This window comes from Methanothrix sp. (assembly GCF_030055635.1).
Classification (GTDB): domain Archaea; phylum Halobacteriota; class Methanosarcinia; order Methanotrichales; family Methanotrichaceae; genus Methanothrix_B.
The window spans coordinates 50,908-65,144 of record NZ_JASFYM010000003.1; the positions used below are offsets into that span (position 1 = coordinate 50,908).

The following is a 14,237-nucleotide window of genomic DNA, read 5'->3' on the forward strand; positions in this document are numbered from 1 at the left end:
TGACATCGCTCAGCTTGGCCTGCGGCACCTGCACACAAGCAAATCAGATCAGGCAGATCTCGATTGCCTCGATCTTATCCTCTCCACGAACCGCTTTTTCTTCTCGATCGCGCGCTCTGCCGCTTCGTCCACGAGCGCACGCATCTCCCCGAAGTCCCTCGTCGCCTCCTCGCCGACGAACTTCTTTATGGGAGTGTATGCTGATTCCCTGAACCTTGGCGAGAAGTCCCTGATGCCATCTCTGGTATGAAGCTCCACGCCAGAGCCCCTCTCGACCCTTCCTATGACATCAGCTGCGACTCCGGCTCTCTCTATGATATCCAGTATCCCATCAGCCTCGCTCCTGGGGGCTATTATGAGAAGAGCATCTATCGATACTCCGAGATAGTCGATCTCGAGCCTCTCGAGCATATCCAGGACTCTCGGGTTGACAAGGGACCTCATCCGCTCCTCGAAGAAGACCAGCTTTACGCCGGCTGTGTGGGAGATCTCCTTTGCATCCCCCCTTATCCCCCCATTGGTCACATCAGTCATCGCATGTATCTCAGGGCCCTCATCGATCAGCGCACCAGCAGCCTCCAGGAACTTTATGTTGAGCGTCTCCTCCACAACCTCGTGAATGCCGTAGTAGAGAGCAGCAGCGCAGATCGTCCCTCCACCAGCTCCCTCTGTCATGATTATGACATCCCCAGGGGCTGCATCCTTTCTCGGAGTGATTCTATCCGCGATGCCAACCGCACCGACGCAGCCTGTCAGCCTGTCGCCTATGACCATGTCCCCGCCGATCCTGAGCGTGCTGCCTGTGATCAGCGGGACGTTCACAAGCTCTCCGACAGTGGCGATTCCGGCTATGTGGTCGAGCACCTTTGCGACATCCCCGTCGTCTGCGAGGTGAACATCTGAGAAGAGGGCGACAGGCCTCGCACCCATCACCAGGATATCGCGGAGCGCGGCCCTTGTAACATGGAAGCCGGCCAGAAACGGATAGTCGCTCAGCCTGGAGTGCATTCCATCAACAGTGACCACTAGGTATCTATCGCCAGCCTTCACAACACCCGAATCATCCAGCTCTGAGGAATCGACAACTGCGCCTGTTCTTCCGATTACCTCTGCTATCTTTGTGTGCATGTAGAAGTCGCCCAGGCCCCGCGATCCGACCCCGAACTCGCCCATGCTCACGCCGGAGCCCTGAAGCTCGAACACATCCCCCCTGGGATTGAGCGTTGCCCTGGCCTCCTGGAGCACGGCTCCTGCCAGCGCCTCGGCCCTGTCCCGTCTGATGCCCTTTATCTCGACGATGAGATCTGCGAGCTTATTTTTTATATCAGGATCGTTTCTCCTCAGCCCGAGCTTTGCATACCCCTCAAGATCCATACGATGGGCGCAGGTCATGATCCTGCACCGCTCACCTCCATTCCGGCTCCGGCGGCATATCTTAAGTATCTACCTGACCGCCGCCAGTGAGCCTGTGAAAGCATGGAGTTCCAGATTTGCATACCTCCTGTGCGGGATCGAAAACAGGTGAGGACGATCATGACAGAATCAACGAAGAATAAGTGGCGATAGCGCCGCCAACAGGGCTCGAACCTGTGACATTCTGGTATCTGCCGGATTAACAGCCAGACACTCTACCAGCTGAGTTATGGCGGCCCGCTCATCTCCGTATCCACATCATCCATTTAAGCTTTTTGGATGACGAAGGTCTAAAAATATGGCATCTGTTTGGTGTGAAATTGTAGAGCTTATGACATCTTTCACTTTTCAGCTTAACGCTTCAGGCAGAGAATGAGAAGTTCAGGAAGGCGAAGCCCGTCAGCTCACCAGTACATCTCAGCTCTGCTGATGCAGATCTGCCTGAGCTGATCCAGCGATCCCCTCACGGGCAGCGCGCGCAGGATCTCCTTTATGTACCGGGCCTTGGCGCGCATCACCCCTGCAGCGTCGAGAGCATCCAGCTCTGAGAGCAGGGCGGCTGTGGCCCCTCGAGCAGAGCTTATGGAGCTCTGAATGTCATTCCTCACATCATCTGGATCCGAGAACTTCACTGCCGTTCCCAGATCGATGATGGCATCTGAGAGCTGGACAAACCTCGAGCTGTCGCTGCTGCATGTGCCACCGTGCGTCTCCGCGTACCCGCACTCTGAGCATCTCTCATCCGCGTACTCATTGCAGAACGGGCACATCTCCGGCCTGAGGGGGAGGTAGGCAAGCTCCAGGAGCGCAAGCGCCCTGGCGAGCCTTTGGGATCCATCAGGGGATCTCAACAGGCCCTGCTCGACCTCCCCAAGCACCCGCAGGAACTCCTCTGCCCTCGACCTGATCGCGCCCTTCGCCCTGAGCAGGGATCTGTCGGATATCCGGCCTGCAGCCATCTCACAGGACGATCTCGTTTCTGGTTCTGGTGCAGTACGCCCTGAATTTATCGGAGGGCTTGTCCTGGAGGTAGACATAGTCGTACTTCATCTCGGATTTGTGCTCCTCGTACTCCTCACGCGCATCCTCGATGCAGTTCCTGCATGCGAAGAGTGGCACAGAGACGCAGAACGCTGTGTTCAGCCGGCCGTATCCCCTGGCAGCCTGTGTGGATATCGTTAGGTATCCGGGGCAATCTGTGCACATCCTCAGCGTCTCCTCCTGCCCCTCGGTTATCATGTCTGTATCATAGAAGATCCTCTTCCTCCGGGAGTAAAACCTGCCGTGCTCCTGCCTCGCCTTTTCCACAAGATCATCCCTGCTCTCCCATATAGTGAGGAGGTGGTTCACAGTGGCCTCTATTGATCTCCTCATCTCGGATGTCAGGACAAACCTCCCTGGAACATAGTCTGGCTCTCTGACGTTGGAGTAATCGAGCCCGGCCATCGCCTGTATGATTCCAGTGTTGACGTAGGGCAGCGCGCTCTCTATGGCATATCCGCCCTCGAGCACGGCCATGTCCGGAGCGAGCATCTCGTTCAGCCTCGCATAGCCCTGGGCTGTGAACCTCATGTTCGCGAGGGGATCTGTGTAGTGGTTGTCCTGGCCGGCTGAGTTGAAGACGAGCTGCGGATCGAACTCCTCCAGCACCGGCAGTACAAGATTCTCCAGGACATACAGTATCCCCTCATCAGTTGTTCCCGGGGGCAGCGGCACGTTCAGAGTTCTTCCGAGAGCCAGAGGCCCGCCCATCTCGCTGGTGAATCCCGAGCCGGGGTAGAGAGTCCTGCCGTCCTGGTGGAAGCTTATGAAGAGCACATCAGGATCATGCCAGAATATGTCCTGGGTTCCATCTCCGTGGTGCACATCCGTGTCGACTATGGCGATGCGCCTCACGCCGTACTTCCTGCGTATGTACTCGACCATTATGGCCTCGTTGTTGATGTTGCAGAACCCCCTGTTTCCGTGGACCACCCTCATCGAGTGATGTCCAGGAGGGCGCACAAGGGCGAAGCCGTTTCTTATCTCACCTCTCATCAGAGCATCCGCTAGGACGAGGGTGCTTCCCGCTGCTATCAGGTGCGCCTCGGTAACCTGTGACTCCACATCTGGAACGCAGAAGTGGACCCTGGCCACGTCCTTCAGCTCAGCGAGGCGCGGCCTGTACTCGACGATCTCGGGGAAGTCCATCAGTCCTTCTTCAAAGATCTGGTCTCTCGTGTAGAGAAGCCTCTCCTCCCGTTCGGGATGCGTGGGGGATATCGCCCAGTCGAATGCGGGGAAGAATATAAGGCCGGTCTTTCTCGCAGAGGAGGTCCTGGCAGGCCTCACGGGCGGCTCGATTCTCCTCTCGGTCGCACCGATTTTTGTGGCATCCGGTTTCGAGCGAACATCAGCTGCCATGCTCTCCCCTCCAGGATGTGATGATTCCTGCCGGGATCTCCATCCTGACATCGATAAGCTTTCCAACAGTCGACCAACCCCGGACCATATTGAAGACCTCACTCTCCACCACCTCCGCCTCGTCAGCGTAATCCTGGATCCCGAAGCGCTCTGCCCGCTCCCTCAGAAGCCGCCTTGCCATCTCCTGTGCCCCCTCCAGACTGAGGTTTCTGCCCTTCGCCTCGCCCAGCGTGCCGTCCTCCTCAACTGTGTACATGCCCCTCTCGGTATCTATCCTGAGGCTCAGCGTCATCGTGGGCCTGGCAACAGCAGCGCCTATCGCGTTGGCCACAGGCGCGTGCTCCGGGATGATTGCCACCGCGTTGAGCCTCTTCGCAACCAGCGGCACCAGCGGCGGTGAAGCTCCGCCAACTCCGACAACATTCTGCGGTCTGGCCTTTGTCTTCTGGAGCAGCTCCCAGATTCTGTATGCAGGCTCCTGCTCCCACTCGAGAAACATCATGTTCACGGTATCAACTATCCTATCGACAACAGTATCAACTATCATTCTGGCCGCATCCTCTGTGCTGCATCCGAGGGCCCTGGCTATGATGCCAATTCCCTTCCTCGCGAGGGCCATGTCCCCCAGGTTTGTTAGTCCGAGAACCATGAGGGCATCTGTCGGCGTCGGCTCCGGCCCGCCCAGTGCGAATGCAGGCCCCGCTCTATCTGGACCCACAGTGATCTTTCCGTTTGATACTCTGACCACGCTGTCCCCGCCGATGCCCATCGAACGAACTGCGAAGGCTCTGACATGCGTCAACATATCCTCTATCTTCGCGCCCTTCGATGATAGAAGCGGTTTTCCGGAGAGTATCAGCGCGAGATCGGTTGTCGTGCCGCCTATGTCTATGACAACCGAGGTCTGCCCCTCTGGGGTCAGGGCCATGACCCCCATGACGCTCGCAGCCGGCCCTGAGAATATCGTCTCAACAGGCCTGTCCAGCGATTTTTCCAGCGGGAGCGTTCCGCCATCTGCTTTGAGAATGTATATCGGGGCCTTTATTCCGCGCTCACGCATGGCCCGCTCCGCCTGCTCCGCGAACCGCCTGTAATGGTCGCGTGTCGCGAGCGTCAACAGAGTCGTGGCAGCTCTTCTCGGGAAGTTCAGCCGGCCGGAGACCCTGTGCCCCATCTCAACCTCGATCGCTGGGGCGGCCTTCGAGAATATCTCCCTGATGTGCATCTCATGATCGTGGTTCCTCTGGCAGAACTTTCCCACGACTGCGACCTTTCTGTACCCCTGGTCGGCGAGGCTCTGGGCAGCAGCCTTTATCTGATCGTCCCTGAGCGGCGCGATCTCTCTTCCTCTGTAATCTATCGCGCCCTCAAGGATCACAGGCTCGGTCCTGAACCTGTAATCCCTCGGATTGACTCCAGGCCCGGGTATCAGAACCAGGCCGACCCTGTCCGCCTTTCCCTCTGCGATGAGGTTTGTGATCAGCGTGGTGCTGAGCACCACCCTCTCGATCCTCTCAACGTCTATACCCTCTATGAGCCTGTCCATTGTTCTGAGCAGGCTGCCGAGGATCTCCTGATGGTCAGTCGGGCCGATGGCGGTCTTCACAACCTTATTGCCGTCCACCAGCGCCGCGTTGGTTGTTGTTCCACCGACGTCTATTCCTACAAACATCGTATCGCCTTTTTCCACGGCCCGCTAACGCGTTTGATGTATATCGGCCTTTTGGTGAGCGCACCACCGGCAGATCCAGCAGGGCGTGTTCAAATACCAGCATCCGCTCCGAAGCAGTTGATAAACCCCGACACATCGCACGCTTGAGCATCCTAAACCATCAGGATTCCGCATGATCGTATAGAAACCTCTGCCGGTGGGGAGGCAGCGTGAACCCTCAGGAAATGGGTTCAAAGCCCACAGCTCAACATCCCTCCAATGCGCCCGACCAGCAACTATATTGAGCTTCATGGAGCACGATCTATGGATGTCGGACACTCTCATCACATTTCGAAATTTCGAGCTACCGCGATTTGAGGTCGTGGAGAGGAAGTGTACAGGCCATCCGGATACACTTGCGGACGGGATCTCGGAGTCGATATCCAGGGAGCTCTGCAGGATCTACATGGAGGAGTTTGGAGAGATCATGCACCACAACGTGGACAAGGTTCTCATCATAGGCGGAAGGGCAGAGCCACGGTTCGGAGGCGGCCGGGTACTCGAGCCGCCTGCCATCGTTGTAGGCGGAAGGGCGACATCTGTGAGATCCTCCATGAGTGAGGTCATAAGAGACGCTGCAACCTCATATCTGAGAGGGGCTGTAAGAAACCTGAACGAGTTCGTGGTGGAGCCCAGGACGCGGGAGGGGGCTCCGGAGCTGAGGAGCCTCATCGGTAGAGGCGCCAATGATACATCCATAGGGTCTGGCTTTGCGCCTCTGCGACCTCTCGAATCTATGGTCCTGGAGATCGACAGCATGATCGAGGGGATGAAGGGGGTCGGCGAGGACAGGAAGATCATGGCAGTCAGGTTTGATGACAGGGTGAGGGTGGTCGTGGCCGCAGCAGCCATCTCAAGGTACATCTTCTCCATGGATGATTACATCGAGATGAAATCCCGCATAAGGGAGACGATCCAGAGCGCCTACGATGTGGAGGTCGATGTCAACGCTGCGGATCACGATTCCAGCATCTTCCTCACCGTGACGGGGACATCAGCCGAGATGGGGGATGATGGCGCCACGGGAAGGGGCAACCGCGCGAACGGGCTGATCACCCCAATGAGACCCATGACCATGGAGGCGGTCGCGGGCAAGAACCCGGTGAACCATGTCGGCAAGATATACAACGTGATAGCGCAGCGTGCAGCCGAGGAGATCTCGGGGCTTGACGGGGTACACGAGGTATACGTCACACTGGTGAGCAGGATCGGCTCTCCTCTCGATAAGCCACTCATGAAGGCCCTGAGCATCGCCGGCTCGGAGAGAGCAGCATATGAGGCTGAGTCGATACTGGATGACTGGCTGGGGAGGGCGGACAGGCTTGTCGATGAGTTCGTATCCGGCAGGATCAGGATATTTTGATCTAAGATAGCAGGGCGCAAACTCTGGCATTCAGGCCGGAGAGGAGGTCAAGCATTTTGAGCACCCCGCTAGATGCAGCCGGATACCGGACGAAGGGCCGGACCGGCGCACAACGGCCCAGATGTATAAAAATAATTGATCGTTTATTCTGCATCTGAGTGGGCATAGTTTGCATTTGCCTCAGGATTCTCTACGAAAGCTTTTAAACTAGATAAAATAAAATCGACTACTTCTTTCGCCTTGCCGACTGTGTTCACGTCCAGCTCCGCAACCAGGGTCTTTTTGCCTGATTCTCTGAATATGCCGTATGATAACAGCTGTTTTCGTAAATCCTTTGCAACCTCATCAGATAACCGCAGCTGAGCGAAATAAAAACTAAGCTCGCCAGTGGGCTTGCAGTAGAGAAAACTGGCATGTGCGTCTTCTGATGGCAGATACATCCGAACCGAATAGCTCTTAGTACCCCAGTATATCGAGAATCCATTCCTTTCAGCTTCATCCAGGATATACTGGAAGAACGATCTCAATTCAGGCACACATTTATTCATGAAATCAATAGGTGTAAGATTTGTAAACTTCTTTTTCTTTTGAGCCTCTTGTATCCGCTCTCGGGCAATATCCTCATTAATCACCACGGTCCGGAGCAGCAGCTCATCACCGCCTTTGGTCTTGACATAACTGAGTACCACAGCGTTGATATTGACATCATGATGCTCTGAGAGCCATTTGATCATTCTTTTGAGCGAGTCCTCTATCGAGAATCCAACCAGGACGATCCTCTGTGTGCTATTCAGGTTAATGCTATCCAGATCGACATCCGGAAACGCTTCACTGAAAGCATCTTCAAGCTCTTTAGACCTGTAATTCGAGCAGATGTCATTTAATTTATCCACAGACCAGCCTGCCACACTTGCTGCGTAATCAATTGCCTGCGCTAGTGCTTCACGTGGTAAGGCATCACGCTTCAGCTCTATGATAACGGTGTTTCCATATATGTCGATGCCCAGAAGATCAACGGTACCAGAATCTGTATTTACCTGTCTGCCGATGACCATGATGTCTGGTCCAACTATTTCCGGATTGGATGCGATCCAGGACTCGAGATCATCTGGCTCGGTGTGCCCTTCCTTGCTCAGATTGGTCGCGATGGGTATCAATTTGCCGTCAAGTATCTGCCAGGTCTTGATCTCAGTGCTCATAACCGATTCTCCGCGAGTCAGAAACACAATTATCTCTTGTAAAGTATTACGTGACACTGGTTCCTTCTGTATAAATAAACGTCGCTCGATGTTTGTATATTTCTATTTAAAATTTATATTTTCCGGCTGCATATTGCCGATTTACTTCCCAAATTAGCAATGTCAAGATGCAACGCTGTACAGAACGCTCCTATCGGCAGCTTCGCAGGTGCATTGGCCCTGCTACGCACTCGTGGTGAGCAGATGAATGCTACCAGCAACTGACCTGTGAATTCCAAGTTGCTCAACAAATGAGAGACTGCACCCGAGTTTAGAGAAGGCTCATTGACTGGCGTTTACCAGCTCCTCATAGCCGATGTAGCTCATGAGAGCTTCCTTCTTGTCGCCTATCAGCTCCCTCTCCCTGTTCAGAATATCGCGAACAAGCGGAACTATGGGTTCATCTCCGTCCCAGTTCTTCAGGAGTATCTCATCGGATCCCGTGGCTGTGCGCACCTGATCAGCAACCATGGCGCACAGGAATATGTCATCCACATAGCCCTCTGCACCGTGCGATTCTTCAGGAATGATATCTGATGGCAGGATGAAATATGCTATCGCCGCTATGACCAGCTTCCACATGCACCTGGGCAGCTCCGGATCACCGAGCATGCGGCTCATGAGCCTGTAAAACGCAGGGGCGTATCTCACGAGATCGCTGTGCTCTCCCTCATACCCCTCTATGTCCTTCTCGAGTATCTTGTCGAATCTATCCAAGGAGTGCCCTCCTTGAAGGCCCTTGATGGGAATTATTACCGGTGATAATTAACCTTTCCGCCGCGTGTCTCAAGGCGGTTTGATGATGCCCACATGCAATCGCGAAAGGTTTTTAATTCAGGCCATGGCTACCTCGGTGACCATGGGAAAAACAGGAAGTGTAGTCTGGCAGAAGATAAAGGGCCGAAAGGGACAGGTCCGCATGGTACCGAGCTCAGAAGTATCCTACAAGAAGCCGGGACCCCTTCACAAGTACACATCCAGCGGTTCCAGGCGCAGATGGATGAAGAGGTCTGAGAAGGCTGCAGCCACCAGGTAAACCCCAACTTGTTCTGGTTCGGTATGGAGAGGTCGCTCTCAAGGACAGCTGGACCAGGTCGAGCTGGGAGAGGCTCCTGAGAGCGAACATATCCCATGATCTTCGCGCGGCCTGTATAGATTTCAGGATGACTGGAGAGGGCGGAAGGATATACGTCCACACCGCAGATGAGAGAGCGCCCTCCACGATCTCCAGGGTTTTTGGCGTTGTTTCGGTCAGCCCCGCCTACAGCGTGCATCCCCGGATAACTGATATCTCCGAGCTTGCGGTGAGCATCGCCCTGATGCGCTCGCCGAAGAGCTTTGCAATAAGATCGAGGCGTGCCGGAGGCGAGATATCCAGCGAGAGGATAGCTGTGGAGGTCGGAGCTGCGGTCCAGCGCGCCACGGGGGCGGATGTCGATCTCGATAATCCAGAGCTGGAGATATTCGTCGAGGCCCGCCCGGAGAGGGCGCTGGTCTTCACCGAGATCATGCGGGGCGTTGGGGGTCTCCCTCTAGGCTCTCAGTCCAGGATGCTCGCGCTGATCTCCGGCGGCATTGACTCTCCTGTGGCGGCATGGCTTATCATGCGTCGCGGATCTCCTGTGTCGCTGCTCCACTTCGATGCCTCGCCATACGCTGACTCCAGGGAGCAGGTGATCAGACAGGCCGAGATACTTCAGAGCTGGATGTCAGGAAGGCGGCTCGATCTGGTCATAGTACGTAACGCACGTGCGATCGATGTGATATCATCCAGATACCCCAGGGAGACCTGCGTTCTATGCAGACGGCTGATGTACCATGTCTCCTCTGTCGTGATGAAGCGGATGAGAGCGAAGGGCATCGTGACCGGATACTCCCTCGGGCAGGTGGCATCCCAGACCCCTGAGAACATCATGGCAGAGCAGGTCGGGATCGAGGCGCCCGTATACCATCCACTGATCGCGATGGACAAGACCGAGATCATGGATCTGGCACGCAGGATCGGCACGTACGATGTATCCACAGGATCTAAGCAGTGCCGGGCTGCGCCGAGGAAGCCTGTGACCAAGGCGAAGCTCGACGAGATCCTGAGAATCGAGGGTGAGCTGGCTCTGAGGGAGCTCGCAATGGAGCTCGCGGATGAAATGGAGGTCGTGAGAGTAAGGAAGCAGGAAGTGTCACATGAAGATGCGGATTGACAGCTGCTTGCGTGGACGTATGCATGTGACCCTGCAGGAGTCACGAAGCGCTGCAATTATGAGCATCGGTTTCTGTATTCAGTGACCTCCTCTCCAGCCTGAAGACCGGAGCCTGCACCCTGTTACGCTCTGTCATTCGAGACCACGACCCAAGCCGGTTGCTCTTGATCCCCTCCCACATTCTGCTCTGACTGCTCAACCAAATGAGCATGTTGACAATGGACGTGCCTGTTGATCTCTCGATGCCTCATCCAGGTGAATTGGCGGGGTAGTGAGAATGACGAAAAAGGATGCTTCACAGATCACGAAAATCCAGCTCTACGGTAATTCGCAGAGATGAGCCTTCTCGATATCTGTACAGTAGCATTTAGATGAATCGTCTATATGTACATGTATCTGCAACCTGGCGGGACGGCTCACTGAATCGAAGAGCTTCAAGCATGCAGGAGCCAGTGGTGGTATGGATATAAACAAAACCAGCAGCGTTTACCTTGCCATGATGTATGTTTACATAAAGTCCTATGAGGAGGCCATAAGCGACTTCGAGACCGCTGTCAAGGATACAGGGTTCGCGGATCTTGCGATAGAGGCGGTCAGGGAGAAGTTCCGGGAGAGGATAGACAGGGTCTCGAGAGAGCTGGATATGCTCTCCTCAAGCAGCTGATCTCTTCATTCCAGCTATTTTAATTATTGATCGTGTCTGAAGCATGTGCTTTTGAGCATTGTGTGCCCTGGCACGTGGGGCTTCCTGCAGGGCTGTAAGTTGCGGGTGACCTCCTCTCCGGCCTGAAGACCGGAGCCTGCGCCCTGCTGCTCTATATCCATCAGTACAATAACTGGAGAGGAGATGTGGGGAGAAGGAAGGCACCAGGAGGGGCAGTGTTTCGAATTCTACCAGATCTCACCTGAAGAGATCTGTTTTGTGGAGGCCGGAGAAGCAGACCCTCTCGCATCTTCCGCACCCAACGCATCCCGGCATTCCAGCGCGCGAGAGCATGTACTCCAGCTTCTCCATGTACCATGAGAGGAGCCTTTCCTCAGGTCTGGCCTTAGGGTTTGCACCGGATGCCATTCTGTGGAATCCGGAGAGTATGCAGGAGTCAGCGCATCTGATTCTCTCACCGTCTGGCAGGCCGAGATCTGCGATCGTAAAGCAGTGGCACGTGGGGCATACAAAGCTGCATCCGCCGCAGGAGATGCATTCCCTCGACATGGATCTCCAGTCGATCTCCCTGAGCTTGGATCGCATGCGCTCCTGAGAGAGCCAGGGCCTGGCGCTCAGGATCCTCTCACGGCTTTCTCTCATCAGCGCCCTCTTTTCCGCATCATCGCCCCTCTCGAGAAGCTCCTCTGAGAGCCGCGCGAGCATGATGCCATCCGGAGACCCGGTCTCCAGGAGGTAGCGTTCTCCCAGATCAGTGAGAAGGAGATCGAAGCCCTCATGCGCCTCAGGTCCAGATCCCATCTGGGCGCAGAAGCAGCTCTCGGACGGCTCAGTGCAGCTCAGAGCGACTATAGCAGTCGATCTTCTGCGTTTTGAGTACAGCTCGTCAGCAGGCTCGGAGAGCATTATTCTGTCAAGCAGGGAGAGTGCACGGAGATCGCATGGTCTCACGCCGACGATCAGCCTCTCTTTGACCTGAGGAACCTGAAATGTGTAAAGGCCGCTCTCCTGGAGGTATGTGAAGAGCGTCTCACGCGGCGGGAGAAACAGCCGTGTTGGCGGTAAGAGCGGATTCGGGGCGCCGAGCGCCAGATCCTCTCCCCTCCACGAGACCAGCTGCGGCTCCCCATTCACGAGAACAGGTGCGATGATCTCGAAGTATGCGCTGGCCCTTCTGAGCAGCTCAGGGAGGTCGTTCTTTTCGAGGAAGAACATCATGCCCCCTCCCTCCTGATGCTGACGGATGTGATCTTGAGAGATGGAATCTTCGAGTGCGGATCGAGCTGCCATCCTGTGAGCATATTCGCAGGCGACTCCCTGAAGTGGAAGGGCATGAAAAGGGTTCCACTGCTGACGCTATCGCTCAGTCTCGCCCTCGCCCTTATGGTTCCGCTCTCCGACTCCAGGATCACGCCGGTCCCGTTTCTTATTCCAAGAGACGCAGCATCTTTTGGATTTACATCAACAAAAGCCTCAGGCACCTCGCGCTCCAGTATGCACACCCTTCTGGTCATGCTCCCTGTGTGGAAGTGGTACTGGCTCCTGCCTATGATGAGCGTGAACCTACCATCCCCACACTCATGTTGATCAACATGCCTGAAGAGAGCGCGCCCGCGCGGAAAACCGTCCCTGTAAAGCACGGGCGTTCCAGGATGCTCCTGTGTCGGGCATGGCCAGTGGATGCCACCGCGCTCCAGCCGCTCGTGGGATATGCCGCCGTAGCTTGGAGTCAGTGCCGCTATCTCTCTCATAACAGCAGCGGAGGAATCATAACCTGCGGAGATACCGAAGATCTCGAGAAGCTTCGCTGCCACGACCCACTCGGGCAGCGCGTTCCCTGGAGGATCGATCGCCTTTCTGATGAGCTGTACCTTTCTCTCTGTTGATGTCACCGTCCCGTACTTCTCCGCAAACGATGCAATGGGGAGGACAACATCTGCCATCCTGGTCGTCTCTGTTGGGAATATGTCCGCAACCACCAGGAGATCGAGAGACTCCAGCGCACTCCTGATCCTCGAGCTGTCCGGGTAGCTGAGAGCCGGGTTCTCTCCAGAGATGTACATCCCCCTGATCTCAGATCCAGCGGAGCTCATGATCTCGATCGCTGTCCTGCCCTGAGATGCCGGAAGCTCCACATTCCATGAATCCTCGAACTTCTCTCTGAATTCAGAGACCTTCTGGTAACCTGTGTAGTAATCGGGAAGCGCGCCCATATCGCACGCGCCCTGCACGTTCTGGTGGCCTCGAAGCGGATATATGCCGGAGCCGTCTCTGCCAAGATTTCCGGTCGCGAGCGCAAGGTTGACGATCGCCTGAACGTTGTCTGTGCCGTGCGCGTGCTGGGTTATGCCCATAGCGTACACGATCGCAGCATCGCCTGCAGATCCATACATCACAGCTGCATCGTGTATGAGCTCTGCCGGCACACCGCATATCCGCTCCGCAGCCTCAGGCGTGTATTCTGCAACGCGATCATGCACTTCATCGAACCCATCCGTCCTGGAGCGTATGAACTCCTCGTCTATCATCCCCTCACGAATCACCACGTTCAGGATCGCGTTCAAAAGAGCAATATCTGTGCCAGGCCTCATCTGGAGGTGCAGATCTGCGATCTCCGCTATCTGTGTCCTCCTCGGATCCATCACTATGATCTTGGCACCGTTTCTCCTGGCCTCCATGACATAAAAGGAGACCACAGGATGCTGCTCTGTGGTGTTCGATCCGATAATCATTATCAGATCAGAGTGGAGAAGGCTCTCGATCGGGTTCGTCATCGATCCGCTGCCGAGAGATGAGCCGAGCGCGAAGAGCGTGGGCGCGTGGCAGAGCCGCGCGACGTTGTCGATGTTGTTGGTCCCGAGTGCTGCGCGGCAGAGCTTCATGAGGAGATAGTTCTCCTCATTCGTCGCCTTCGCAGATGTGAGAACCGCGAGCGCATCCGGTCCTGAATCTCTCTTTATATCAGCGAACGATTTTGCTATGAATGAGAGGACCTCGCTCCAGGATGTTTGAACATAGCGATCCCCCCTTCGCATCAGCGGCTCCCTGAGCCTGTCCGGATGGTTCGCGAAGCCATGGAGGAGCCAGCCCTTTGCGCAGAGCCTCCCTCTGGCTGGTGGTTTCATGGAAGGGGTGACAGCGATTATTTTGCTGTCCTCCACATGCAGATAAAGGCCACAGCCGCAGCCGCAGTAGACGCAGGTAGTCTCGATCGCATCCAAAACCATCACCATGTACGCACGGACAT

The 14,237-nt window shown here is 55.6% G+C and carries 12 protein-coding genes and 1 tRNA gene; 4 read left to right on the top strand and 9 right to left on the bottom strand.

The features are described 5' to 3' along the window. Nucleotides 1-48: 48 nt before the first annotated feature. From QFX31_RS02040 to QFX31_RS02060, 5 genes are all read right to left on the bottom strand, one after another. Nucleotides 49-1,374, bottom strand: a complete 1,326-nt coding sequence (locus tag QFX31_RS02040; protein ID WP_348530554.1) for an AIR synthase-related protein — start codon at nucleotides 1,372-1,374, stop codon at nucleotides 49-51. 192 nt (nucleotides 1,375-1,566) lie between these two features. Next, a tRNA-Asn gene (locus tag QFX31_RS02045) sits at nucleotides 1,567-1,650 on the bottom strand. A gap of 167 nt (nucleotides 1,651-1,817) precedes the next feature. Beyond that, nucleotides 1,818-2,372 (bottom strand): hypothetical protein, encoded by a 555-nt coding sequence (locus QFX31_RS02050; RefSeq protein WP_348530484.1) that lies wholly within the window; start codon nucleotides 2,370-2,372, stop codon nucleotides 1,818-1,820. A gap of 1 nt (nucleotide 2,373) precedes the next feature. Then, the gene (locus tag QFX31_RS02055; protein ID WP_348530485.1) at nucleotides 2,374-3,816 is read right to left on the bottom strand and encodes a histone deacetylase; all 1,443 of its coding nucleotides are present in this window, start codon (nucleotides 3,814-3,816) and stop codon (nucleotides 2,374-2,376) included. Then, nucleotides 3,806-5,488 carry a hydantoinase/oxoprolinase family protein gene (locus QFX31_RS02060; RefSeq protein ID WP_348530555.1) on the bottom strand — a complete coding sequence of 561 codons (1,683 nt, stop codon included), beginning with the start codon at nucleotides 5,486-5,488 and terminating at the stop codon, nucleotides 3,806-3,808. The genes QFX31_RS02055 and QFX31_RS02060 overlap by 11 nt, the downstream gene beginning before the upstream one ends. A 307-nt stretch (nucleotides 5,489-5,795) precedes the next feature. Here QFX31_RS02060 and QFX31_RS02065 point away from each other — a divergent pair, with 307 nt between their 5' ends. Continuing rightward, nucleotides 5,796-6,890 (top strand): methionine adenosyltransferase, encoded by a 1,095-nt coding sequence (locus tag QFX31_RS02065; protein WP_348530486.1) that lies wholly within the window; start codon nucleotides 5,796-5,798, stop codon nucleotides 6,888-6,890. A 143-nt stretch (nucleotides 6,891-7,033) separates the two neighbouring features. Here QFX31_RS02065 and QFX31_RS02070 read toward each other — a convergent pair whose 3' ends face one another. Both QFX31_RS02070 and QFX31_RS02075 read right to left on the bottom strand, forming a co-directional pair. Next, nucleotides 7,034-8,089: an endonuclease NucS domain-containing protein gene (locus QFX31_RS02070; protein ID WP_348530487.1), complete on the bottom strand. Its 1,056-nt coding sequence runs from the start codon at nucleotides 8,087-8,089 to the stop codon at nucleotides 7,034-7,036. 321 nt (nucleotides 8,090-8,410) lie between these two features. Beyond that, the gene (locus tag QFX31_RS02075; protein ID WP_348530488.1) at nucleotides 8,411-8,845 is read right to left on the bottom strand and encodes a DUF1232 domain-containing protein; all 435 of its coding nucleotides are present in this window, start codon (nucleotides 8,843-8,845) and stop codon (nucleotides 8,411-8,413) included. Between the two features lie 142 nt (nucleotides 8,846-8,987). Between QFX31_RS02075 and QFX31_RS02080 the strand changes: the two genes are divergently transcribed. The 3 genes from QFX31_RS02080 to QFX31_RS02090 all read left to right on the top strand — a co-directional run bounded on the left by QFX31_RS02080 (nucleotide 8,988) and on the right by QFX31_RS02090 (nucleotide 10,990). Further along, complete coding sequence (locus tag QFX31_RS02080) at nucleotides 8,988-9,164, top strand: DUF5350 domain-containing protein (RefSeq protein ID WP_296609345.1); 177 nt, start codon at nucleotides 8,988-8,990, stop codon at nucleotides 9,162-9,164. Nucleotides 9,165-9,177: 13 nt separating this feature from the next. Continuing rightward, entirely contained in the window at nucleotides 9,178-10,326 is a 1,149-nt protein-coding gene (thiI, locus tag QFX31_RS02085) for a tRNA uracil 4-sulfurtransferase ThiI (protein ID WP_348530556.1), read from the top strand. A gap of 460 nt (nucleotides 10,327-10,786) precedes the next feature. Continuing rightward, nucleotides 10,787-10,990, top strand: coding sequence for a hypothetical protein (locus tag QFX31_RS02090; protein ID WP_348530489.1), 204 nt, complete (start codon nucleotides 10,787-10,789; stop codon nucleotides 10,988-10,990). Nucleotides 10,991-11,227: 237 nt separating this feature from the next. On the opposite strand, the gene QFX31_RS02095 is transcribed toward QFX31_RS02090, so the two are convergent. Continuing rightward, nucleotides 11,228-12,208 carry a 4Fe-4S dicluster domain-containing protein gene (locus tag QFX31_RS02095; protein WP_348530490.1) on the bottom strand — a complete coding sequence of 327 codons (981 nt, stop codon included), beginning with the start codon at nucleotides 12,206-12,208 and terminating at the stop codon, nucleotides 11,228-11,230. Continuing rightward, a complete protein-coding gene (gene fdhF / locus QFX31_RS02100; protein ID WP_348530557.1) occupies nucleotides 12,205-14,217 on the bottom strand; it encodes a formate dehydrogenase subunit alpha in 2,013 nt (670 codons plus the stop codon). Before fdhF ends, QFX31_RS02095 begins: the two co-directional genes overlap by 4 nt. Nucleotides 14,218-14,237 lie beyond the last annotated feature (20 nt).